The sequence below is a fragment of the Polaribacter vadi genome, from assembly GCF_001761365.1.
Taxonomy (GTDB): Bacteria; Bacteroidota; Bacteroidia; order Flavobacteriales; family Flavobacteriaceae; genus Polaribacter; species Polaribacter vadi.
The window spans coordinates 442,509-464,648 of record NZ_CP017477.1 but is presented as its reverse complement, the minus strand read 5'-3'; the positions used below and the strand labels follow the sequence as shown (position 1 = coordinate 464,648).

23 protein-coding genes are annotated in these 22,140 nt (G+C 28.4%); 6 read left to right on the top strand and 17 right to left on the bottom strand.

Translation table 11 applies throughout. From position 1 onward, the window contains the following. Position 1: 1 nt before the first annotated feature. Together LPB03_RS02070 and LPB03_RS02065 are read right to left on the bottom strand one after the other, a co-directional pair. Positions 2-436 (bottom strand): PG0215 family putative anti-sigma factor, encoded by a 435-nt coding sequence (locus LPB03_RS02070; RefSeq protein ID WP_065318128.1) that lies wholly within the window; start codon positions 434-436, stop codon positions 2-4. Then, entirely contained in the window at positions 423-932 is a 510-nt protein-coding gene (locus LPB03_RS02065) for a GFO_1088 family ECF-type sigma factor (protein WP_065318129.1), read from the bottom strand. The genes LPB03_RS02070 and LPB03_RS02065 overlap by 14 nt, the downstream gene beginning before the upstream one ends. 153 nt (positions 933-1,085) lie before the next feature. Between LPB03_RS02065 and LPB03_RS02060 the strand changes: the two genes are divergently transcribed. Both LPB03_RS02060 and LPB03_RS02055 read left to right on the top strand, forming a co-directional pair. Beyond that, positions 1,086-2,540: a S41 family peptidase gene (locus LPB03_RS02060; RefSeq protein ID WP_065318130.1), complete on the top strand. Its 1,455-nt coding sequence runs from the start codon at positions 1,086-1,088 to the stop codon at positions 2,538-2,540. Beyond that, the gene (locus LPB03_RS02055) at positions 2,541-4,004 is read left to right on the top strand and encodes a GFO_1087 family putative carboxy terminal peptidase (protein WP_065318131.1); all 1,464 of its coding nucleotides are present in this window, start codon (positions 2,541-2,543) and stop codon (positions 4,002-4,004) included. Positions 4,005-4,047: 43 nt separating this feature from the next. Here the strand turns inward: LPB03_RS02055 and aroQ are convergent, their stop codons facing one another. The 3 genes from aroQ to LPB03_RS02040 form a co-directional block, all read right to left on the bottom strand. Beyond that, entirely contained in the window at positions 4,048-4,461 is a 414-nt protein-coding gene (gene aroQ, locus LPB03_RS02050) for a type II 3-dehydroquinate dehydratase (RefSeq protein WP_065318132.1), read from the bottom strand. An 80-nt stretch (positions 4,462-4,541) separates the two neighbouring features. After that, entirely contained in the window at positions 4,542-5,156 is a 615-nt protein-coding gene (locus LPB03_RS02045) for a porin family protein (protein WP_065318133.1), read from the bottom strand. A 56-nt stretch (positions 5,157-5,212) separates the two neighbouring features. Next, positions 5,213-6,136: a hypothetical protein gene (locus tag LPB03_RS02040; RefSeq protein ID WP_065318134.1), complete on the bottom strand. Its 924-nt coding sequence runs from the start codon at positions 6,134-6,136 to the stop codon at positions 5,213-5,215. Between the two features lie 53 nt (positions 6,137-6,189). Here LPB03_RS02040 and LPB03_RS02035 point away from each other — a divergent pair, with 53 nt between their 5' ends. After that, complete coding sequence (locus tag LPB03_RS02035; RefSeq protein ID WP_065318135.1) at positions 6,190-6,561, top strand: TM2 domain-containing protein; 372 nt, start codon at positions 6,190-6,192, stop codon at positions 6,559-6,561. Positions 6,562-6,849: 288 nt separating this feature from the next. On the opposite strand, the gene LPB03_RS02030 is transcribed toward LPB03_RS02035, so the two are convergent. Continuing rightward, positions 6,850-7,341 carry a putative outer membrane beta-barrel protein gene (locus LPB03_RS02030; protein ID WP_065318136.1) on the bottom strand — a complete coding sequence of 164 codons (492 nt, stop codon included), beginning with the start codon at positions 7,339-7,341 and terminating at the stop codon, positions 6,850-6,852. Between the two features lie 203 nt (positions 7,342-7,544). On the opposite strand from LPB03_RS02030, the gene xerD reads away from it, so the two are divergent. Beyond that, on the top strand, positions 7,545-8,441 hold the full coding sequence (gene xerD / locus LPB03_RS02025; RefSeq protein WP_065318137.1) for a site-specific tyrosine recombinase XerD: 897 nt from the start codon (positions 7,545-7,547) through the stop codon (positions 8,439-8,441). Positions 8,442-8,675: 234 nt separating this feature from the next. Here the strand turns inward: xerD and rny are convergent, their stop codons facing one another. From rny to LPB03_RS02010, 3 genes are all read right to left on the bottom strand, one after another. Next, positions 8,676-10,244 carry a ribonuclease Y gene (rny, locus tag LPB03_RS02020; RefSeq protein WP_065318138.1) on the bottom strand — a complete coding sequence of 523 codons (1,569 nt, stop codon included), beginning with the start codon at positions 10,242-10,244 and terminating at the stop codon, positions 8,676-8,678. 253 nt (positions 10,245-10,497) lie between these two features. Beyond that, positions 10,498-10,791 carry a cell division protein ZapA gene (locus LPB03_RS02015; RefSeq protein WP_065318139.1) on the bottom strand — a complete coding sequence of 98 codons (294 nt, stop codon included), beginning with the start codon at positions 10,789-10,791 and terminating at the stop codon, positions 10,498-10,500. Between the two features lie 13 nt (positions 10,792-10,804). Further along, complete coding sequence (locus LPB03_RS02010; protein WP_065318140.1) at positions 10,805-11,095, bottom strand: hypothetical protein; 291 nt, start codon at positions 11,093-11,095, stop codon at positions 10,805-10,807. A gap of 146 nt (positions 11,096-11,241) precedes the next feature. Here LPB03_RS02010 and LPB03_RS02005 point away from each other — a divergent pair, with 146 nt between their 5' ends. Both LPB03_RS02005 and LPB03_RS02000 read left to right on the top strand, forming a co-directional pair. Further along, positions 11,242-12,945 carry a M23 family metallopeptidase gene (locus LPB03_RS02005; RefSeq protein WP_065318141.1) on the top strand — a complete coding sequence of 568 codons (1,704 nt, stop codon included), beginning with the start codon at positions 11,242-11,244 and terminating at the stop codon, positions 12,943-12,945. Between the two features lie 5 nt (positions 12,946-12,950). Next, positions 12,951-15,398 carry a TonB-dependent receptor gene (locus tag LPB03_RS02000; RefSeq protein ID WP_065318142.1) on the top strand — a complete coding sequence of 816 codons (2,448 nt, stop codon included), beginning with the start codon at positions 12,951-12,953 and terminating at the stop codon, positions 15,396-15,398. Between the two features lie 106 nt (positions 15,399-15,504). Here LPB03_RS02000 and LPB03_RS01995 read toward each other — a convergent pair whose 3' ends face one another. From LPB03_RS01995 to LPB03_RS01960, 8 genes are all read right to left on the bottom strand, one after another. Beyond that, complete coding sequence (locus LPB03_RS01995) at positions 15,505-16,536, bottom strand: AI-2E family transporter (RefSeq protein ID WP_065318143.1); 1,032 nt, start codon at positions 16,534-16,536, stop codon at positions 15,505-15,507. Between the two features lie 101 nt (positions 16,537-16,637). Next, positions 16,638-16,997, bottom strand: coding sequence for a cupin domain-containing protein (locus LPB03_RS01990; RefSeq protein WP_065318144.1), 360 nt, complete (start codon positions 16,995-16,997; stop codon positions 16,638-16,640). Between the two features lie 8 nt (positions 16,998-17,005). Next, positions 17,006-17,392, bottom strand: coding sequence for a hypothetical protein (locus LPB03_RS01985; RefSeq protein WP_065318145.1), 387 nt, complete (start codon positions 17,390-17,392; stop codon positions 17,006-17,008). 8 nt (positions 17,393-17,400) lie between these two features. Then, positions 17,401-17,958, bottom strand: coding sequence for a hypothetical protein (locus LPB03_RS01980; protein WP_065318146.1), 558 nt, complete (start codon positions 17,956-17,958; stop codon positions 17,401-17,403). A 47-nt stretch (positions 17,959-18,005) separates the two neighbouring features. Next, a complete protein-coding gene (locus LPB03_RS01975) occupies positions 18,006-19,565 on the bottom strand; it encodes a helicase HerA-like domain-containing protein (protein WP_065318147.1) in 1,560 nt (519 codons plus the stop codon). 86 nt (positions 19,566-19,651) lie between these two features. Further along, positions 19,652-20,497 (bottom strand): aldo/keto reductase, encoded by an 846-nt coding sequence (locus LPB03_RS01970; protein ID WP_065318148.1) that lies wholly within the window; start codon positions 20,495-20,497, stop codon positions 19,652-19,654. A 208-nt stretch (positions 20,498-20,705) separates the two neighbouring features. Then, a complete protein-coding gene (locus LPB03_RS01965; protein ID WP_065318149.1) occupies positions 20,706-21,353 on the bottom strand; it encodes a hypothetical protein in 648 nt (215 codons plus the stop codon). A 30-nt stretch (positions 21,354-21,383) separates the two neighbouring features. Further along, positions 21,384-22,139, bottom strand: coding sequence for a LytR/AlgR family response regulator transcription factor (locus LPB03_RS01960; RefSeq protein ID WP_065318150.1), 756 nt, complete (start codon positions 22,137-22,139; stop codon positions 21,384-21,386). Position 22,140 lies beyond the last annotated feature (1 nt).

Genomic DNA, 22,140 nt, shown 5'->3' with positions numbered 1-22,140 from the left:
ATTATTTTAATGCTTCATTTACTTTGTCTTCAACAGTATATAAAGTTGCAACTGCTTGTTCTCCTTTTTTTAGATTTGTAGACAATAGTTTTAATCCATTAGTAAGATCTGCATAAATTTTTTCTGCTTTTTTTCTTTGTTGATATTCATCAAATTGTTGTTTCCCAACAAATACACTAAACAAAAGTGCTACAGATGCTGCTACAGAAAGCCATTTTAAGTTTCTCTTCTTCGATTTTATAGTTTCTAACTTAATGGGTTTTGTATACGTATCTTCTTTGGCAGTATTAAAATACGCAAACATAAATTTGTATTCTTGCAAGTGTGGTGCAACATCCTCTTTTGTAAAATAGTTTTTAAGGATTGCTTCTTCTTGCAAAGAAGTTTCTGCATTTTCGTATTTTTCTACTAATTTCTCTATGTTAGCTAACTCCATAGTTGTGTTTTTTAATTAATTCTTCCCTTATTGTTTTTCTTGCTCTAGACAATGCAACTCTTACTGCTGTTGGTTTCATATCTACCATTTTACAAATTTCATCAAAATCATACTGTTCAACATCTCTTAATTGAATGATTATTTTTTGTTGTTCTGGTAGTTTTTCTATCAATAAATGTACTTGGTTTACACTGTCTTGATATTCCAACTTCTTATCTAAAGACGTTTCTTTTTCTTTATAATTACTATGTACTAATGTTAAATTACTTGCTTGCTTACTTTTTAAACGATCATAACAATAATTTTTTGTCATGGTCATTGCAAAAGCTTCTACATTCTTATAGTTGCCAATTTTTTCTTTGTTTTTCCATAATTTAAAGATAAGTTCCTGTGTAGCATCTTCTGCTTCTTCTCTAGATACTAGCAATCTTTTTGCTAATCTAAAGACCTTATCTTTAAAGGGTAAAACAACTTTTAAAAAGTCTGATTGGTTCATTGGTTGTTGTTGTTTTTCTGATATTTTTTCATCTCTTATATCAGGTTTACATAATTACGACGACTAACAATTTATTTTGTTACATCTTATTTTAAATTGATACTAAAAAAGTTTAAATTGCGTTAAATTTACTATAATCTATAGACATTTTACATGAAGATTTTTTTTAAAATTATTTTTTTATCAATATGTATTTCAACAATAGTAGGTTGTAGTAAAGAATATGAAGTTCCACAAGATTTAGTCGTAAACGATTTTGTTTGGAAAGGTTTAAACGCCTATTATTTGCACCAAGATTTAGTCCCAGATTTAGCAGATACCCGTTTTAATTCTGATGCACAATTAAATAACTACTTAAGTTCTTTTCCCGATTATAATACGCTTTTTTCTAATTTATTAATTTCTTCGGATGTAAAATCAACTTTAGTAGAAGATTACAATACAATTACAGAACCATTACCAAGAACAGCATTTACCAATGGTTTAGAGTTTGGTATTATCGAAAATCCTTCTAATAACGATCTTGTAATAGGATATGTAACTCATATTCTTCCAAACTCTAATGCATCAACAAAAAATATTATTAGAGGTGAGTATTTTTCTGCTGTGGATGGTGTTCAATTAACCAAAACAAATTATCAAGATTTGCTGATAAATGGCTTAGATAATTTCACTTTACAAATGGCAAATTTTGATGGAACAATAACTACTCCAAATACAAAAACAGTTACTTTAGAAAAACAAGCCTATACATATCCTGCAACATTTATGGAGAAAGTAATTCCTGTAAATGCAGAAAATGTTGGATATTTAATGTACCAAAATGATTTTTCTAATAACTACATTAATGATTTAAATAACATATTTTTAAACTTTAATAATCAATCTGTTAACAAATTAATTTTAGACTTCAGATACAACATTGGCACTGGAGGTTTTGCAAAAAATATTGCAAAAATTGCAGCTATGATTACCGAACAAAATGCTGACGAAATTTTAATAAAAGAGCAATGGAATTCAAAAGCTCAGTCTTGGTTTTTGGCGAATCAACCAGATTCTTTAGTGACTAAATTTCCGAAAACAATAAACCCAAACATCAACATCAATAGTTTAAATATTAGTGATGTGTATATCATTTTAAACGGACCTAATTTTGAAGGTTCTTCTGCAACTGAATTATTAATTAATAGTTTAAAACCACATTTAAACGTTCATATAATTGGGAATCAAACTGCTGGAAACAACACAGGAGCTATTACTTTATACAATTCTGAGGATTATGATTTTCCTTTAAAAAATGAAACTCATACAGTAGCTTTACAACCAATTGTGTTAAATTTCTTAAATAAAAACGACCAAACTTATGAAAACGGATTTTCGCCAAATATTAACCTTTGTGCTAACGAAGATGTATTAGATTTAGGAATTTTAGGTGAAGATTCAGATCCTATTTTAAATAGTGTTTTAAATTATATTTCAACAGGAAATGCAGTTTCTAATACAAATTGTAATCCTAACAATTTTGACTATTTATTTAATAGCATTAACACACAAAGAACACTTGATAAAGGCATTTTTATTGAGCAAAATTTGCCAAATACAAATTAGATGAAAAAAATTACATTATTATTTATAGCAATCCTATTTATTTATTCTTGTGAAAGAAAAGAATCATCTTTAATTGACCCTACTACAGATGATGACATCAATTACTTTATTTGGCATGGTTTAAATTTATACTATTTATGGCAAGAAGATGTACCAGGTTTAGCAGATAACAGGTTTGCTAATTTTGATGAATTATACACCTATTTTAGAATTTATAGATCACCAGAAAATGTTTTTGAAAGTTTATTAAACAGACCTGAAGATCGTTTTTCTGTTATTGTTGATGATTATATTGCTTTAGAAAACTCTTTTCAGGGAATCAATTTAAGTAACGGAATGGAATTCGGTTTAGTGCAATATAAAAACGGAAGTACAAATGTTTATGGTTATGTGCGTTATGTAGTGCCAAATTCTGATGCTGTTGCTAAAGACGTAAAAAGAGGAATGCTTTTCAATCAAATTGATGGAAATCAACTTACAACAACGAACTATGGCAACTTGTTGTTTGGAAATTCTACTAATTATACTATTGGTTTGGCCGATTTTAATGATGGAAATCCAATTACAAATGGAACATCTATTTCTTTGACAAAATCAGAAATTCAAGAGAATCCAATTGCCATTTCAAAAGTAATTGCAGATGGAGACCAAAAAATAGGATATTTAATGTACAACCAATTTGCAAGAAATTACGATAGCCAATTAAATGCTGCTTTTGCATATTTTAAGGCAGAAAATATTGATAATTTAATTGTAGATTTAAGATATAATCCTGGAGGATCTGTAAGTTCTGCAACTTATTTAGGAAGCATGATTACTGGTCAGTTTAATGGTTTGTTATATTCTCAAGAAGTTTGGAACGATAAAGTTAGAAGATCAAATCCTGCAGATCGTTTTATAAATAATTTTACAAATCAAATTAGAAATACAGATGCCAATGGAAATGTTGTTTTACAAGAAAGCATTAATAGTTTGGGGTTAAATAAAGTTTATTTTATTGTTACAAATGGATCAGCATCAGCATCAGAATTAGTTATCAATTCTTTAAGTTCGCATATAGATGTTGCTTTAATTGGTAAAACTACAAGAGGAAAACAAGTAGGCTCTATCACTTTATATGATTCTGAAAATTTTCAAAGAACAGGAGCTAATTTAAATACAGCTCATAGATATGCAATGCAACCTTTGGTTTTAGAAATTAGCAATAAAGACAATAAAAATTATCCACAAGGATTAATCCCTGCAAGTACCGATTTTCCAGGAGTAGAATTAGGTGAAAATTATGGTGATTTGGGTGTTTTAGGAGAACGTTCTGACCCTTTATTGGATAGAACGTTAATTTACATCTCAACAGGAGCTAAAAGTTTTTCTTCTAAAAGTAGTTTTTATAATTTTGATGAAATTTACGACTCTAAATTGGCAACACCTGCAAGCGATTATATGTTTGTTGATGTAAAAAAATAACCCTAAAATACTTTTAGTAAGAGCTTTAACAGTATTATTTTATTTATAAAAAACTTTGAATAGCTAATTCATAACCTTTTAAACCAAAACCAAATAAAACACCTTTAGCATTTGGAGCAATATAACTATGTTGCCTAAATTCTTCACGAGCGTGAATATTAGATATATGTACTTCTACAACAGGAGTTTCAATACCTTTTACAGCATCTCCAATGCCAACAGAAGTATGTGTATAAGCTGCTGCATTTAAAATAACACCATCAAAAGTAAAACCAACTTCGTGTAATTTATCTATCAATTCTCCTTCAATATTCGATTGAAAATAAGATAATTCTACATTTTTATACTTTAATTGTAAAGTTCTAAAAAAATCTTCAAAAGTTTCTGAACCATAAATTTCTGGTTCGCGTTTTCCTAAAAGATTTAGATTGGGTCCGTTTATAATAATGATTTTCATAAAGTAAAGATATTAAAAATTGAGCAAAATAAAAGGAAGCAAAAATGCTTCCTTTTTATTTAATAAATTATTGTTTATAATTAGAACCTGTATCCTAATGAAAATGAAAAAACTGAATTTTTCACATTAACATCTTCTGAATCCTCTCCATCAGCAATACTTGATAAACCTAAATTATATCTACCAGCTATAAATATATTTTCAACGATATAAAAAGAAGCACCGAAATTTAATCCAAAATCAACTGACTTAAATGAATCTTTTACATCTTCCTCAACAGAAAATGAACTTCCATCCATTTCTCCTTTCACCTCTGATTTAGCTGAAAGTAAAAAACCAACTTGTGGACCTAATTCCAACATAAATCTATCAGATGCAGCAAATTTTAACATTAATGGAACATTCAAATAGCTTGTTTTTATATTATTTTCAAAATCATCGCCACCAAATTCTTCACCACTACTGGCACCTTGAGTAGAATACAATAATTCTGGTTGAAAAATAAATTTTTCGGAAATACTAATTTCTGCAAATGCGCCAACATTAAAACCTAAAAGATTTTCTACATCTTCTAAATCATCACCCGCAAACCTAGCTAAATTTACTCCTGCTTTTGCTCCAAATTTCACTTCTTGTGCATTTACATTAGAAAAACCCAATATCGCTAATCCAATACTAAATAATACTTTTTTCATAATAATATTAATTTTTATATTAAGAAGTAAATATATATAAAGTTAATTTAAGTGTATTATTTTTTAACTGAATTTGTTTTTACTTTTAATTTTACAATATTTATTACTGCTGCTTTTCCTTCTTCTAAATTTGCAACAACTTCATATTCTCTTCTAAAATCGTATAATTTTAATTTAGTGGTATTGGTTTCTAGCTTTCCAGAATTTATTGTTATAATTTTAAATGCATTTTCTTTTTCATTTAAAACTAAAGTAATTCTTTTCTTTTTCCTTGTTACTTTAAAGTTTTCTAAAACAGGTTTATCATTTTGTAAAATAGTTATAATATCTCCATCTTCTATTCCATAATCCCAAATATCAACATCAATTTTACTAGAATATACAAACACAGAAACTTTTTCACCCGATTTTATATTGGTTTCACTAAACTTCTTCAAAAAGTTTTCTGGCTTTAATTCAGCTATTACAGTGCTATCTATTTTTTTTACTTTATCTATTTTCTTTACTTTCTTATAGATGTTTTTTACTTTTTTTTCTACAAACTTTGTTCCAACCAATTTAATATTTCCTGTTGCACACGTATCTTTATCTTCGTAAATCCCTACAAACTTACCTTCTAATAGTTTTTTCTTTGAATCACCTTTAAAGGTACCTTCAAAACTAATAAAACAAAATTCTTCAGGTAAAAATTTAGATTTTGTATATAAAATATCACTTTCTTTAAATTTTATATTTTCGGTTTTCTCATCATAATATCCTCTTATATAAGATTTAGTTTCGTTTTCTCCATCTAAATCTGTTAATGAGTATCCTTGAATAAAGTTATTAGCTTCAACATTAAATTGAATTTTATAAGAAATTAATTGATTTTCATCTAACATTACAGCACCAAGTAACTCATAATCAAACTGGTTCTTCTCTTGGGAGTTTAAATTTAAAAAAGTAAAAAAGCAAATTATTAAATATTTGTTTATTTTCATGACAATTTTTTAATTACATTAGTGGCAAATTAACTAAAATAATTAATATTATTATGAAAAAATCATTAACTCTTTACACATTTTTATTTGCTTTTTTAGCATTTTCATTTACTGCTAAAGCATCTTTTCCTGTAAAAAAAACAGTTGAAACTGTTGAAATCATTAAAGGTGATACAGTAGAAAAAGAACAAGTTACTAATTATGCAACTGTTGCTTATTCTGGAAAAAGTCAAACAACAGCACTTTTGTTATCAGTATTTTTAGGAGGTTTAGGTGTAGACAGATTTTATTTAGGTTACACTTTATTAGGTGTTCTTAAATTAATAACTTTAGGTGGTTTCGGAATTTGGTATATTATTGATTTAGTAATGATTATTACTGGAGATTTACAACCTAAAAACGGAAGTTATTCTAAAACTTTATAAATAAGTTAAAATATTTATCTAAAAACCATCCTAAATAGGATGGTTTTTTTTGTTGTGTATTTTTAAAGTATCAAATAGCTAAACACAATAAGAGATCGTCAATTATACTTAAAGATTAAACTTGGTTTACCTAACTATACAATTATTATTTTTTAGTGATTAATAAAAACTAATATTTTTTTAAGAAGAAAATGTTATAATATCGCTTGCTTTTTCTATTGATACAACTATTTATACATAAAAAAAGGAGGCAAAATTGCCTCCTTCTAAATATTAAATTTCTATTCATTAATTCAAACCAAATGTAAATCCTAAACCTACATTATTAACATTAAGGCCATCATTAGTTACACCTTCATAAAATAAAGATAAACTTGTAGCATTACCAACTACATAACTTAACATTGGTTTGTAATAAAAACCACCATCATTATCATCATCAACTCCAATTGCGTAACCAGCTTTAGAACCTACTGAAAAACTATCTGTTAATCTATACATTAAAGAACCTGCTAATGGTATATATTGTATAGATTCAGCCTCAATAGTTGTACCTAATACCTCATAGTCTTTTCCAAAATAATTTAAAAAACCTGCAGAAACTCCTAACATTAAATTGCTTTCGGTCGCAAAAGAATAACCAACATCTCCACTTAATGCAAAAGAAGAATATTCTTCTACATCTGAAACAGGTAAACCTGCATTAACACTAACTGAAAACTGTGCGTTTGCAGCTAAAGAACTCAAAACTAAAGCGAATACTAAAATTACTTTTTTCATTATATTTATTTTTAAGATTATACCACAAAACTAGAATAATATGAATCTCTACTTTAACTCAATCACTATTTTTAAGAACTATATTGATTTTTTTTAAGAAGACCCTTTTGTATATAATTTTATCGGTCTTTAAAAGAATCTTTATATACAAATCAAATAATTGAACACTACTAAACATAGAATTTAAATTGTAATTTTACAATATGAAATGGCAAAACGCAATAAGAGATTATCAGTTATACTTAAAGATTGAACGTGGTTTATCTCAAAATACTGTTGAAAGTTATTCTAGAGATTTAGATAAACTAACCTTATTTTTGGAAGAAAATGATATTAAATCTTCTCCTATTTCTATTGATAAAACTATGGTGCAGCAATTTATTTATGAAGTTGCTAAAAAAGTAAATCCAAGAAGCCAGGCAAGAATAATATCAGGATTAAGAAGTTTTTTTGATTATTTAGTGTTTGAAGATTACAGAGAAACGAATCCTACAGATTTATTAGAAGCTCCGAAAATTGGCAGAAAGTTACCTGATACTTTATCCGAAGAAGAAATAAACGAATTAATTTCTGCTGTTGATTTGAGCCATTCTCAAGGTGAAAGAAACAGAACTATTTTAGAAACCATGTACAGCTGTGGTTTAAGAGTTAGTGAATTAGTTACACTAAAAATTTCTGATTTATTTTTTGAAGAGGGCTTTATAAAAGTTACAGGAAAGGGAAATAAGGAACGTTTTGTACCTATTCATTACAATGCTCAGAAATACATAACTATATATATTTCTGAAATTAGAAGTCACTTAAAACCTAGCAAAGGTTTTGAAGACACACTCTTTTTAAACAGAAGAGGAAAAGGCTTAACAAGACAAATGATTTTTACAATTTTAAAAGATTTATCAGCAAAAATAAACCTAAATAAAAAAATAAGTCCACATACTTTAAGACATTCCTTTGCTACACATTTATTAAAAAATGGAGCAGATTTAAGAGCGATACAACAAATGCTAGGTCATGAAAGCATTACCACAACAGAAGTATATGTACATTTAGATACAAGCTATTTAAAAGAGGTTGTAGAAACGTATCATCCTAGAAAATAAAAATAACCCATCCTAGCTTTCCCAAAGGGAAGAGACTCTTCCTCTTGTGGAAAATTAGGAATTAAGAAAAACTTCTTATTAAATAAAAAAATACTAAAAAGATTACTCTTATGTGAGACGCTTCCAGCGTGACAAGTTTAGAAATAAAAAATCTCGCTCAATTAAGAACGAGATTTTAAAAATATTAAAAACACAATAGTGTTTATTCCCTTTTGGAAATTAAGATGGGCTTTTTTATTTAGCTACATTCACAGCTCTAGTTTCTCTAATTACAGTAACTTTTACTTGTCCTGGATACGTCATATCATTTTGTATTTTTTGTGAAATACTAAAAGATAATTCAGCCGCTTTTGTATCGTTTACTTTATCACTTTCAACCATAACACGTAATTCACGACCAGCTTGAATAGCGTAGGCTTTTTGAACTCCTGTAAACCCGAAAGCTATTTCTTCTAAATCTTTTAAACGTTGAATGTAAGAATCCAAAACTTGACGTCTTGCACCTGGTCTTGCTCCAGAAATAGCATCACAAACTTGTACTATAGGAGAAAGTAAACTCTTCATTTCAATTTCATCATGGTGAGCTCCAATTGCATTACAAACTTCTTCTTTTTCACCATATTTTTCAGCCCATTGCATTCCTAAAAGTGCATGAGGCAATTCGCTTTCTTCATTTGGCACTTTACCAATATCGTGCAATAAACCTGCTCTTTTAGCTAATTTTGCATTTAAGCCCATTTCAGAAGCCATAATTCCACAAAGATTTGAAACTTCACGTGAATGTTGTAACAAATTCTGTCCATAAGAAGATCTGTATTTCATACGACCCACAGTTTTAATCAATTCTGGGTGCAAACCGTGAATTCCTAAATCTATTACTGTTCTTTTACCAACTTCTATAATTTCTTGGTGAATTTGGTTTTCGGTTTTCTTAACAATTTCTTCAATTCTTGCTGGGTGAATTCTACCATCTGTTACTAATTTATGCATTGATAAACGAGCAATTTCTCTACGAACTGGATCAAAACAAGAAAGTATAATTGCTTCTGGAGTATCATCAACAATAATTTCTACACCAGTTGCAGCTTCTAAAGCTCTAATATTACGTCCTTCTCGACCAATAATCCTACCTTTAACATCATCTGACTCTAAGTTAAAAACAGATACACAATTTTCTACTGCTTGCTCTACCCCAACTCTTTGTATAGTTCCTAAAACAACTTTTCTTGCTTCTTGTTCTGCTGTTAATTTTGCTTCTTCAATAGATGTTTGTACAAAAGCCATTGCTTCTGATTTAGCTTCCTCTTTTAAAGAAGAAACCAATTCCTTTTTAGCTTCCTCTGCAGACAAACCAGAAATTTGCTCTAACATATCTACATGACGTTTGTGCATCTTATCTAAATCGTCTTCTTTCTTTTCTAAAAAGTCGATTTTAAAATCATAATCTTTTTCTTTTTGTTCTAAAGATTGATTTAAACGTTTATTTTTATCGTATTCTGATGCTACCTTAGATTCTCGATCTCTAATTCTTTTTTCTACATCAGAAATCTTTTTTTCTCTTGATATAATAACTTTTTCGTGCTCCGATTTAAGTTCGATAAATTTTTCTTTTGCTTGTAAAATTTTATCTTTCTTAACAGATTCTGCATCAATTTTAGCTTCTTTTAAAATGGTTGCTGCCTCTTTTCTAACACCATTAAGCATTTTTTTACCTTTAGCTTTTTCCATCGATCTAAAGATTATAAAACCTAAAGCTACTCCTATTAAAACTCCCATAATAATGGGTAGTATTATTCCTTCCATAATTTAAATTTATATATATAAAAAAAAGCCTACATTAGATAGGTCTTTAAACTCCAATATGACATTTATAGGACTAACTAACTGTTCAAGGATCCAATGAAAACTGTATCAGACTGAAATAAATTCCAGTATAAATGTTCAGCATTATTGGCATGCTATAGTAGTTAAGACTCATCCTTCATAATAGAATAGTGTTGAGTTTAATAAACAATTACTAACGTAGGCAGTGTGTTGTTAATGTATTTTAATGAACTTATTCTAAATGACTACTTACCAATTTAGTAAGCGCATTTAATTTTTGCATTTCTTCTTCTTTAATATCAGTTTTAGTTAAAGATAATAACTCTAATTTAGATGCAAATTGTAATGCAGACATGGCTAAAACATCTTGTTTGTCGCTAACTGCATAATTTTGCTCGTACATAGAAATTAACTTATTAATTGCAGTTGCTGCTTTACGCATTGCCTCTTCTTCTTTAGTGTTATTTACACTTAAGGGATAAGTTCTACCTGCAATTATAATTTTAATCTTTAATTTTCCACTCACAATTTAAAGAACTTTATTCTTGTAACTGAATTATACATTTATCAATTTCTTTGATTAATGAATTTATTTTCAGTTTTGTATCTTTTGTATTTGAACTACTGCCTTCAATAGTTTTAGCTATTTTTAACAAATCAAACTCCTTTTTTTGAGTAATTAAAATTTGCTCTTTTTCTAAAAGTTGTTGTTGTAATACTTGGTTGTTTTGAAGCAAAATAGTGTTTTCTTTTTTTAAAAACTCATAATTAGAAAGCAAGTTTTGCAACGTTTTTTCTAATAAATGAATTGCTTCTAGTGTATTACCCATTTTACTTTTTAGCATAAACTATCTCTACAAAGTTAGCATTCTGTTTTAAATTTTACAACATTTTATTGCTTTTTTAATAATTCACTGGTGTTGAACCAATTACAATGAAAATGATTTTTACTATTTTTACCTAAAATTATTACCCTTTGAAACATTTACTTATACTCGCATTTTTAGCAATTTCTTCCCTAAGTTTTTCACAAGAAAAATATCCTCAAGACTATTTTAGAGATCCTTTAGATGTGCCTATTTTTTTGTCAGGATCTTTTGGTGAACTTCGAAGCAACCACTTTCATGCTGGTTTAGATATTAAAACACAAGGCAAAGAAGGTTTAAAAGTGTATGCAGCTGCAGAGGGTTATGTGTCAAGAATAAAAGTGCAACAATTTGGTTATGGCAAAGCTATTTACATTACACATCCAAATGGTTTTACCACTGTTTACGGACATTTGAGCAAGTTTAACGATGAAATTGATGCATCTGTGAGAAACATCCAGTATGAAAAAGAAAACTATGAAACTGGTAATCTTTTTTTTAACGAAAATGAATTTCCAGTAAAAAAAGGTGATGTTATTGCTTTTTCTGGAGATACAGGAGGCTCAGGTGGCCCTCATTTACATTTTGAAATTAGAAATACAATCTCAGAAAATATTATAAATCCCTTACTATTTGGCATCAAAGTAAAAGACACAAGAAAACCTACCTTTCAAGGACTAAAAGTATATGCTTTAAATTCGGATACTCGAATTAATCAACAAAATAAAAACTTTCAAATTCCTATAAAAAAAATAAGCGAAGGCAATTATACTGCAGATAGAACTTCAGCAAGTGGACTTATTGGCTTTAGTGTTAGCGCTTTTGATCAATTTAATGGTGTGCCCAATAAAAACGGAATTTACAGCTTAGAAATGTTGGTAAATGGCAAACGTGTTTATTATCATGATGTAGAAATATTTTCTTTTGCTCAAAGTAAATTTTTGAATTTACATATTGATTATGAGCATTATAAAACATATAAAAAGCGATATCAGAAAACACACAAAGAAACTGCCAACAAATTATCGATCTATAAAGATTTGATAAATAATGGTAAAATCGACATTCAAAAAAACATGAATTATGCAATAGAAATTATCGCAAAAGATTTTGAAGGCAATTCTAGTTCTTTAAAATTTTCTGTTGTAGGCAAAGAAAGTAATGCTCTTTTTTCTGAAATTAAAGACACTACAAATTATAAAATAGTTGCCAAGAAATTTCATAAATTTAGTCAAGAGAATGTAACTATTGCTTTTCCTAAAAACACGTTTTATGAAGATGTGTATTTAGATTTTAAGGTTGATAAAAAAATAGCTAAAATACATACACCAACAATTCCACTCGATAAAAGCTTTACGCTTACTTTTAATGTTTCTGAGTATTCTGAGGATGAAAAAGAACAACTTTATATTGCAAATTTAGAGAATCCAAAATACCCAAGATATCAATATACAAGAAAAAAAGATAGTACTTTTTACACTACATCTAAAACTTTAGGTGGTTACACTCTATTAACTGATAATCAAAAACCTACAATAAATATTTTGCACTTTAAAAACGATCAGTGGATATCGAATTTTGAAACGATACAAGTAAAAATAAACGATATTGGTTCTGGTATTAAAGATTGGAAAGCAACCATAAATGATGAATGGATTTTAATGCAATACAATCATAAAAAAGGAATATTAACCTATAATTTTAGCGATAAAAAATTGGTTGGTAGCAAACATATCTTTAATCTTGTAGTATCAGACAATGTTGGGAATACGAATACAATTTCTACAACGTTCTTTAAGAAACAAATAAACTAATTTTTGTGAAAAAAATATTCTTATTCTTACTAATACTTCCTAGCTTTTTATTGGCTCAGAAAACAACCATCTTAAAAGGTACTGTAAAAAACAGCCAAAAAGAAGGTATAGAAGAAGTTTCTATAAAGTTTGGAAATACAGGAACGTCAACCGATATTGATGGCAACTACTCTATTAGAATTCCTTTAGACCAAGAAATAACCATTGTTTTTAGCCATGTTTCTTATAAAACTTTTACAGAAAAAATAACAGCAACCAATAGAACTGTAATTCGCTTCTCACCTACTTTACTTTTAAAAACAGAAAAATTAGAGGAAGTTATTGTAAAAGATAGCAGAAAAGAAGCTGCAGGTCTTATAAGTATTGATGTTAAAAAAGCACAAAATATTGTGGGACCCAATGCTGGTGTTGAGAATGTTTTAATGACGTTACCAGGTGTAAATAATAACAACGGATTAAGTACACAATACAATGTTAGAGGTGGTAATTTTGATGAAAATTTGGTATATGTAAACGGAATTGAAGTCTACAGACCTTTTTTAATACGATCTGGTCAGCAGGAAGGTTTGAGTTTTATCAATACAAACATGGTAAGAAATATCGATTTTTCTGCTGGAGGTTTTCAAGCAAAATATGGTGATAAATTATCATCAGTTTTAGATATCACTTATAGAAAACCAACAGAAACTGCTACATCTGTAGATGCAAGTTTATTAGGCGCAAGTGTAACTTTTGAAGGGAATTTTTTAAATGATAAATTAAGTACAATCACTGGAATTCGTTATAGAGACAACAGTCTGTTTGTAAATAGTAAACAAATTGAAACAAATTTTAGACCGAGATTTACAGATGTACAAACCTATTTATCTTATGAATTTTCAGAAAAATTCGAATTAAATTTTCTAGGAAATTTTTCTCTTAACAATTATAATTATCAACCTATATCTAGAAGAACACGTTTTGGAACAGTTGCAAATCCTTTAGAATTGGTGGTTTTTTATACTGGTGAAGAACAAAATAATTACCTAACACTTTTTGGTGCTTTATCTGCAGATTATAAAGTAAATAAAAATTTCACACTAACTGGAACAACTTCAAGATACAACACTCAAGAAGAAGAACATTTTGACATTGCTGCACAATATAATTTAGGGGAAGTTGATGCCAATATTGGTTCAGAAAATTTTGGAGAAGTTGAGTTTTCACAAGGAATAGGCTCTCAATTAAATCATGCACGTAATGATTTGGATGCTTTAATTACCAACGTACAAATTAGAGGAACCATTCAACAAGAAGATATTCAGTGGAATTTTGGTGTAAAATATCAAAAGGAAGATATAAAAGATAGAATAAGAGAATGGGAAGTAATTGACTCTTTAGGTTTTGCTATTAGACCTCCATTTAGCCCATCTAACAATCAACCTTATGAACCTTTTGAAGGTGAATTAACACCTTTTCAATCCATTAGAAAAGATAATAATGTTGCTATCAATAGAGTTTCTGGTTTTGTTCAGTTTAATAAACGTTCAGTTTGGAACGATCATGATATTTGGTATAATGTTGGTGTGAGAGCTCATAATTGGTCGGTTACAGGAAATGGAATTGCCTCAAAAAGTCAAACTATAGTTAGTCCAAGAGGTCAATTTGCTATCAAACCAAATTGGGGAAAAGATATGCTATTTCGTGTTTCTGGTGGGTTTTATTCACAACCTCCTTCTTATAGGGAATTACGAGATTTTGATGGAAACGTAAATGTGGATGTAAAAGCTCAAAAATCGATTCATTTTGTATCTGGAATGGATTATAGTTTTATAATGTGGGAAAGACCATTTAAACTGACTACAGAAGTATATTACAAAGATTTATCGGATGTGAATTCTTACACCATTGATAATGTTAGAATCAGGTACAGAGCAGATAATGTTACAGAAGCATATGCTTATGGATTAGATTTGCGTTTAAATGGCGAGTTTGTTCCTGGTAGTGAAAGCTGGGTAAGTATTGGTTATTTAAAAACGGAAGAAAATATTAATGACAGAGGTTATATTGCAAGACCTTCTGACCAACGTATAAAATTCGGAATTCTATTTCAAGATTATGTCCCAAATTTACCAGATTTAAAAGCCTATTTAAATTTAGTGTATAATTCTGGAGTTCCTGGAGGTGCACCTGCATATTCAGATCCTTACAATTTTCAAAATCGTTTGCGCGATTATAGACGTGCAGATTTAGGTGTTTCTTATATTTTTGCTGATGCTAACAAACAATTTTCCTCTGGTTGGTTATCTCAATTTAAAGAGCTTTCTGCAGGTTTAGAATTGTTTAATATGTTTGATATTCAAAATGCAATTACCAATACTTGGGTTAGAGATGTGTATTCTAAAACACAATTTGGAATTCCAAATTTTATGACAGGTAGAGTTTTAAACTTTAAAGTAGCAATGAAGTTTTAGCTTTAAATGAACTATTGTTTTTGATTCAAATGACAAATAGCTAGAGTATTGAAAGTAAAATTTTGTTCTGTATAATAAATCAACATAACTTAAAGCTTTATTTCTTTCAAAGAACTTTATGGTCATCTAGCATTACACCAAATTCTTTTTTGTAAATTCGGATTACAACCAAGAATAAACTGATTAGAAGTGGCCCAAAAATCAATCCAATAAAACCAAATAAAGGTACACCAACAATAACTCCTATTAATGTAATTAAAGGATGTACATTGTCTAATTTCTTTAAAACATAAAGCCTAATTATATTATCTGTAGATCCTACAACTACAATTCCGTAAATTAAAATTCCCCAAGCAGAAAAAGCATCACCATTAGATAATGTTAGTATAAACACTGGTAGAATTCCTATAAAAGTCCCAATAAATGGAATCATAGAACCTACTGTAACTATAATGAACCAGAAAAACGGATCTTCTACATTAAAAATTAAAAATCCAATCAATGCAATTATTCCTTGTGCAATAGCAACTAAAGGAATACCAATTGCGTTAGAGCGAACTATAGCTTGTGATTCTTGACCAATTGTTTTTAAGTTTTTTTCGCTAATAGGAATGTAATCATACAAAGACTCTTTTAGTTGTTTTCTGTTAGTTAACATATAATACAGCATAAAATACATTAATCCAATACCAATAAATATATTAAAAGTGCTTCCAGCAAAGTTTTCTAAATTATCTGCAATCCAAGTAGAAATTTCTTCGACGTTTATTCGTGAACTTAAATCGTACCCAAATTTGTTTTCAAAATCGCTCATGTGCCCTTTTAAGGCTTTTGCAACTTCTTTTGAATTGTCTACAGCTTCGCCAATTTTGTTACCCAACATTATAATAACTCCTGTAACTGGTAATAAAATACATACAAAAGAAATGAACATTAAAAATAACGCAGCTAAATCTGAATTCCATTTTCTCTTTACTAAAAAAACCATTGGCTTTCTTAATAAAACATAAATTGTAATGGCACCTAAAACTCCAGATAAATAAGGGATTAATTCTGTAAAAATTAATAAAGCAAAAATTACAATTAGTAGCAAAACAAATACTTGTCTTATTGTTTTTGGTGGAATTACATTTTTCATCATCTCAATTATTTTGATGCAAGATATTATTAAATCATTTTAAAAAATAATACAATCAAATTTATTATTAATGCAATTACCAAACTAAAGTGATAACAAAATTACTCTCTATTCACTAAATCCATAGAAAAAGCAGGCGTACAAACAGCAATATATTCACACTCTTCATCAAAAGGATTTGAATATTGAACACGTGTATTTTTATCAATTTTGATAGATTGACCTGCCTCTAAAACAATCAATTCATCTTCAATAATAAATTGCTTTTTACCTCTAATAATATAAGTATATTCTTCGAATTGAGGAGTTTGAAAAGGCTCTTTCCATTTTGGAGGAGCAATCATGTGAGCAATACTAATACCTGATTGTTGGTTTGTAGCATTTCCAAAATGCTCTTCAATTAATTTACCATCAGTAGTTGGTACTACAAATGGTGCTTTTTGAATAGTATATTTTTTCATAATTATAATTAACAAAAAGTTAGATAAACATTAGTAACATCTACCTCAACTTTAGTGAGACTTTCATATTCTCTTTCCACAAAATAATAAATATCTGCTGTATTTACATCTAAATTCAACAATAGTTCTTTAGATAAATTCGCTAATTTTTTATTAGATTTATTAGTAGAAGCAATCGCTAAACGCAATGTATTTAAATGTGAGTTATCATTTAAAAGGCAACCAATAATTCCAATATTTTCTGGTTCTACAGCAACACATTGTAAAAGAATTTCTCTCTCCTCTTCAGTTATTTTAATATCATTATCTAAATAATATTGAAAAATAACTCTTCTTTCAAATTCAGAATTTGGACGTAAAATAGTTTCTTTATGAGTTGAAATAGCTCTTTTCACAAAATCTTTTAATTAAACCAAACCACAAAAGATTTTATTTTTGCTAAATCTGGTATTTGAGCCAAAGATACTTTCTGAGTTCTAAAATCTCTTAAACCTAATTCCTCCTTATCAATAGTCATAGTTGCGTTTAACTCATCTACAAATAAGGTTACAGATTGTAACGTAGATTCTGGTCTTAAACTGTTAGTTGCATTTATTTCAGAAAAGTTAGATTTTAAGTTGATGCCCGCTTTTGTTTTAAAACGCTCATCATGAATTTCTATACTTTTAATAGTTGATGTAGAATCTAATTGTTCTTTTGGCACAATTGTTAACAAATGCTTCCCTCCTTTTTCATAGATTAAATACTTGTCATCATCTTGAAAATAATTATCCCCTAAAGCACCTTCACTTAATTGAGTTACAATGGAATCGTTTTCAAAAATATTACCTAATTCTTTCACTGTAGTTTCTGTAGTAATTAGACCAACTTTACCTTTTTCAACTATAAATTGATCATTATTTGTACAACTCATTATTAAAAGTGATGCTACAATTAGCGATAGGAAATTTCTTTTTATCATTTTGGTTTAGTTTTTATAAAATATAAAACGTTCGTTTTTTGAATTTGTTATTTTAATACTTTTTTTAAAATACCAAAAGCAGCTCTTATAAAAGTTGCGCTTGTTAATACTTTAACTATTGGGTTCATTCTAGTACTTGTTCTTCTTGAACTTCTAGAAGAAGTTCTTCTCTCTTTTACTCTTTCTTTTGCTAATTTTTCTCGTTCTTTCTCTTCTTCTGCATCTTTAATTGCTTTTTGCTCTGCTAAATTAACTTTTTCAATTTTACTATTTAGCATTTCATACGCACTTTCTCTATCAATATTTTTATTGTATTTTGAGGCTAATTTAGAGTTGTTAACAACAGCATTTAATTCTTGTTCAGATAAAATATCCATTCTACTCATTGGAGCTCTTAGCATAGTTCTTGCTAAAGGGGTTGGAATTCCTTTTTCATTTAAAACTGATACAAATGCCTCTCCAATTCCTAATTGCGTTAATACTTCTTTAGTATCATAATACTCTGAGTCTGGGTAGTTTTCTGCTGCTAACTTAATTGCTTTTCTATCTTTTGCTGTAAAAGCTCTCAAAGCATGTTGTACTTTTAAACCCAATTGTGCTAAAATATCTTCTGGCACATCTTTTGGGTTTTGAGTAACGAAATACAAACCAATTCCTTTTGAACGAATTAATTTTACAATACTTTCTATCTGATTTAATAATGCTTTGGATGCTTCTTCAAAAACCAAATGTGCTTCATCTATAAAAATGATTAATTCAGGTCTTCCAGAATCTCCTTGTTCAGGAAACGTTTCATAAACCTCTGCCAATAATTGCAACATAAATGTAGAAAACAATTTTGGTTTGTCTTGAATATCTGTTAAACGTAAGACAGAAATTATACCTCTTCCATTTTCATCGATTCTAGTTAAATCTTCTACTTCAAAAGATTTTTCACCAAAAAACAAATCTCCTCCTTGTTGTTCTATTTCAACAATTTTACGCAAAATAGCACCTGTAGATGAAGATGAAATTCGCCCATATTCTGCTTGAATTTCTTCTTTACCTTCATTAGTAACAAACTGTAAAACTTTTTTGAAATCTTTAATATCTAAAAGTGGATATTGATTATCATCACAATATTTAAAAATGATGGCTAAAATACCAGATTGTGTTTCTGTTAAATCTAAAATTCTTGATAATAAAACTGGGCCAAATTCAGAAACTGTGGCACGCATTTTTACCCCTTTTTGTTCAGAGATTGATAAAACTTCGATAGGAAAACTTTTTGCTTCGAAAGGAAAGCCAATTTTTTCATGACGTTCATCAATTTTTGCGTGTCCAGGACTTGCTTTAGCCAAACCAGACAAATCTCCTTTAATGTCCATTAACAAAACAGGAATTCCTTTTTCTGATAAATTTTCCGCTAAAACCTGTAGTGTTTTTGTTTTTCCTGTTCCTGTTGCTCCAGCAATTAAACCATGTCTGTTTAAAGTTTTCAATGGAACTTTTACAATAGCATTTGTAATGGTTTCTTCACCCAACATGGCTGCACCTAACTCTATAAAATCGCCTTTGGTTTTGTAACCATCATTTATATATTCAAAAAACTCCTCTTTTTGGCTCATCAATTAAAATTTTGATAAAAATAATCAAAGTTTAATGGTTAGGAAATTTTTTGCGGGTTTTGTTAGAAAATGTTTTTATAAAAAACTTATTTAACTCTATCTGGCCAAATATTAGGTAATTCTCCACTAAAGCCTATTTCTGGCAAATCATTAATTTGTTTCATTTCTGATGTAGTTAACTCAAAATCGAATAAGCTTATATTTTCTTCTATTCTTTTAGGAGATGTTGATTTTGGAATAACAATTACGTTGTGTTGAATAATCCACCTTAAACAAATTTGAGAAACAGATTTTTGATGTTTTTTTGCAATTGCTTTTAAAATTTTATTTGAAAACACTTTTCCTCTTGCTAATGGAGACCAAGATTCTACAACGATATTTTTACTTTTACAAAATTGTACTAATTCTTGTTGCCAATAACCTGGGTGAAACTCTATTTGATTAATTGACGGAATTACTTTTGCTGTTTTTAATAATGCTTCTAAATGTTCTTGAAAAAAATTACTTACACCAATGGATTTAATTTTACCTTCTGCTTGTAATTCTTCCATTGCTCTCCAAGTATCTGCATTAGTCTTTTGCCAGTTTTTATAATTTTTGGCATTTGCAGGCCAATGGATTAAATATAAATCTATATAATCTAGTTGTAGTTTTTTTAAAGATGCTTCAAATTCCTTTTTTGTAGATTCATAACCTAAATTCTCTCGCCATTTTTTTGTGGTTACAAAAACATCTTCTCTTGCAACACCACTTGCTTTTATTCCTTTACCCACAGCTTCTTCATTACCATAAATAGATGCTGTGTCTATTAAAGTATATCCTTTAGACAATGCAATTTTTACAGCATCAATACCTTCTTGCTCTAAAGATTTATAGGTTCCAAAACCAATAATTGGAATTTTAGTAGCATCATTTAAAATTAATTCCTCCATTATGTATTGTATAAAATATAATCTAAATTAAAGACAATTAGCTGAAATAAAAAGAGATTTCTCCATAAAATCGAAATAACATCCGTTTACATTTTAAAACTTTAAACTGCAACTGCTTACATAATTTTAATCAATCCAATTTTTAAAATCTTTTACACGTTCTCTACTCACAATAATTTCTGATTCGTTATATATGTTTTAAATAAAATTATTTTATCAAATATTTTCTAATCGATATAAAATAATATAGACTTAAAGCTTTTAAACTATTTATTTGACTACCATAATTAATTGAGTTTCCATGCATAATTCCATGACGCATTAATTCTGAACTTGAAGATTTTTTTGGTATAAAATGTTTATTAACTAAATTTTTTTCATTAAAAACGTCTAATAAAAAATGTTTTTTATTCTTTCTTTTTATTTTTTGAAAAAAACCATTAGTAAATAACTTTCCTTCAGCAATTCCATCTGTTAGAGATATTAACAATATAGTAGATGCAAAATAAAATCCTTTTTTATGGCATTGAATAGCTTCTTTAATAATATGCGAAGTATCTTTATTTATACTAGATAAATCTGACTCTATATCATTAATATTATCTTCATAAAGTTTCATAAAGTTTTTATCTGCTTCAACAAACCTTTCTTCATTATATAGCTTTAAAAGAAACAATACATCTTCAATAGTACTACCATCAAAGATACACCATCCATGAGCCGCAAATAGCTTATCGTGATCTTTGAATACCATTTCCATTTCTTTTGAATACTCTATCCTAAATCTTTCAAAAATGGAATTTAAATTTTCTAAAGTCTTTTTAAATTCTAGAGAAAACAATTTATTTATATACATACATTAGATATTTTTTTTCTGTAATCCAGATTAATCAATCCAATTTTTAAAATCTTTAACTCTTTCTCTACTCACAATAATTTCTTGTTCATTATAAGAATGTAAAATCAACTTTAAACGTGAATTAGAATAGGCAATTATGTCTTTAATGGCATTTATTTGCACAATAAAAGTTCGGTTTACTCTAAAAAAATGTTCTGGATCTAGTTGTTCTTGCCAATATTCTAAAGAGTTGTCTAATAAATAATTTCGGTTTTCTTGGTTGTGAATATATGTTGATTTATTTTCACTATAAAAACATTCTACTTCATCTATATTGATGATTTTTATATGTTGACCGACTTTAATCGTTAAGCGTTTTTTAAACTTTCTATCAACAGGGTTTATCAATAATTTTCGAATTTCATCTAAATTCACCTGAACATCAGATTGTTTTGGATAATTTGCTTTGAACTTATTTACGGCAACTTCTAATTCATCTTCATCTAAAGGTTTTAGCAAATAATCGATACTATTTAGTTTGAAGGCTTTTAGAGCATATTCATCATAAGCAGTAGTAAAAATTATGGCAGATTTTACCTCAATTTCTTCAAAAATCTCAAAAGACAAACCATCAGAAAGCTGAATATCTAAAAATATCAAATCTGGGTGTTCGTTATTTTGTAACCAATTTAAAGACTCTTCTACTGAGTGCAACATTTGTTCCACATCAATATTTAAAGCTGCCAACATTCTATGTAATCTTCTTGCTGCTGGTTTTTCGTCTTCTATAATTAGTACTTTCATA

Coding starts and splice junctions, on each gene's coding strand:
- LPB03_RS01975 (WP_065318147.1), bottom strand. CDS start 19,565: ATGAGCCAAAAAGAGGAGTTTTTTGAATATATAAATGATGGTTACAAA.
- LPB03_RS02055 (WP_065318131.1), top strand. CDS start 2,541: ATGAAAAAAATTACATTATTATTTATAGCAATCCTATTTATTTATTCT.
- LPB03_RS02060 (WP_065318130.1), top strand. CDS start 1,086: ATGAAGATTTTTTTTAAAATTATTTTTTTATCAATATGTATTTCAACA.
- LPB03_RS01960 (WP_065318150.1), bottom strand. CDS start 22,139: ATGAAAGTACTAATTATAGAAGACGAAAAACCAGCAGCAAGAAGATTA.
- LPB03_RS02065 (WP_065318129.1), bottom strand. CDS start 932: ATGAACCAATCAGACTTTTTAAAAGTTGTTTTACCCTTTAAAGATAAG.
- LPB03_RS02030 (WP_065318136.1), bottom strand. CDS start 7,341: ATGAAAAAAGTAATTTTAGTATTCGCTTTAGTTTTGAGTTCTTTAGCT.
- aroQ (WP_065318132.1), bottom strand. CDS start 4,461: ATGAAAATCATTATTATAAACGGACCCAATCTAAATCTTTTAGGAAAA.
- LPB03_RS02035 (WP_065318135.1), top strand. CDS start 6,190: ATGAAAAAATCATTAACTCTTTACACATTTTTATTTGCTTTTTTAGCA.
- LPB03_RS02040 (WP_065318134.1), bottom strand. CDS start 6,136: ATGAAAATAAACAAATATTTAATAATTTGCTTTTTTACTTTTTTAAAT.
- xerD (WP_065318137.1), top strand. CDS start 7,545: ATGAAATGGCAAAACGCAATAAGAGATTATCAGTTATACTTAAAGATT.
- LPB03_RS02045 (WP_065318133.1), bottom strand. CDS start 5,156: ATGAAAAAAGTATTATTTAGTATTGGATTAGCGATATTGGGTTTTTCT.
- LPB03_RS02010 (WP_065318140.1), bottom strand. CDS start 11,095: ATGGGTAATACACTAGAAGCAATTCATTTATTAGAAAAAACGTTGCAA.
- LPB03_RS01980 (WP_065318146.1), bottom strand. CDS start 17,958: ATGATAAAAAGAAATTTCCTATCGCTAATTGTAGCATCACTTTTAATA.
- LPB03_RS01990 (WP_065318144.1), bottom strand. CDS start 16,997: ATGAAAAAATATACTATTCAAAAAGCACCATTTGTAGTACCAACTACT.
- LPB03_RS01970 (WP_065318148.1), bottom strand. CDS start 20,497: ATGGAGGAATTAATTTTAAATGATGCTACTAAAATTCCAATTATTGGT.
- LPB03_RS02070 (WP_065318128.1), bottom strand. CDS start 436: ATGGAGTTAGCTAACATAGAGAAATTAGTAGAAAAATACGAAAATGCA.
- rny (WP_065318138.1), bottom strand. CDS start 10,244: ATGGAAGGAATAATACTACCCATTATTATGGGAGTTTTAATAGGAGTA.
- LPB03_RS01965 (WP_065318149.1), bottom strand. CDS start 21,353: ATGTATATAAATAAATTGTTTTCTCTAGAATTTAAAAAGACTTTAGAA.
- LPB03_RS01995 (WP_065318143.1), bottom strand. CDS start 16,536: ATGAAAAATGTAATTCCACCAAAAACAATAAGACAAGTATTTGTTTTG.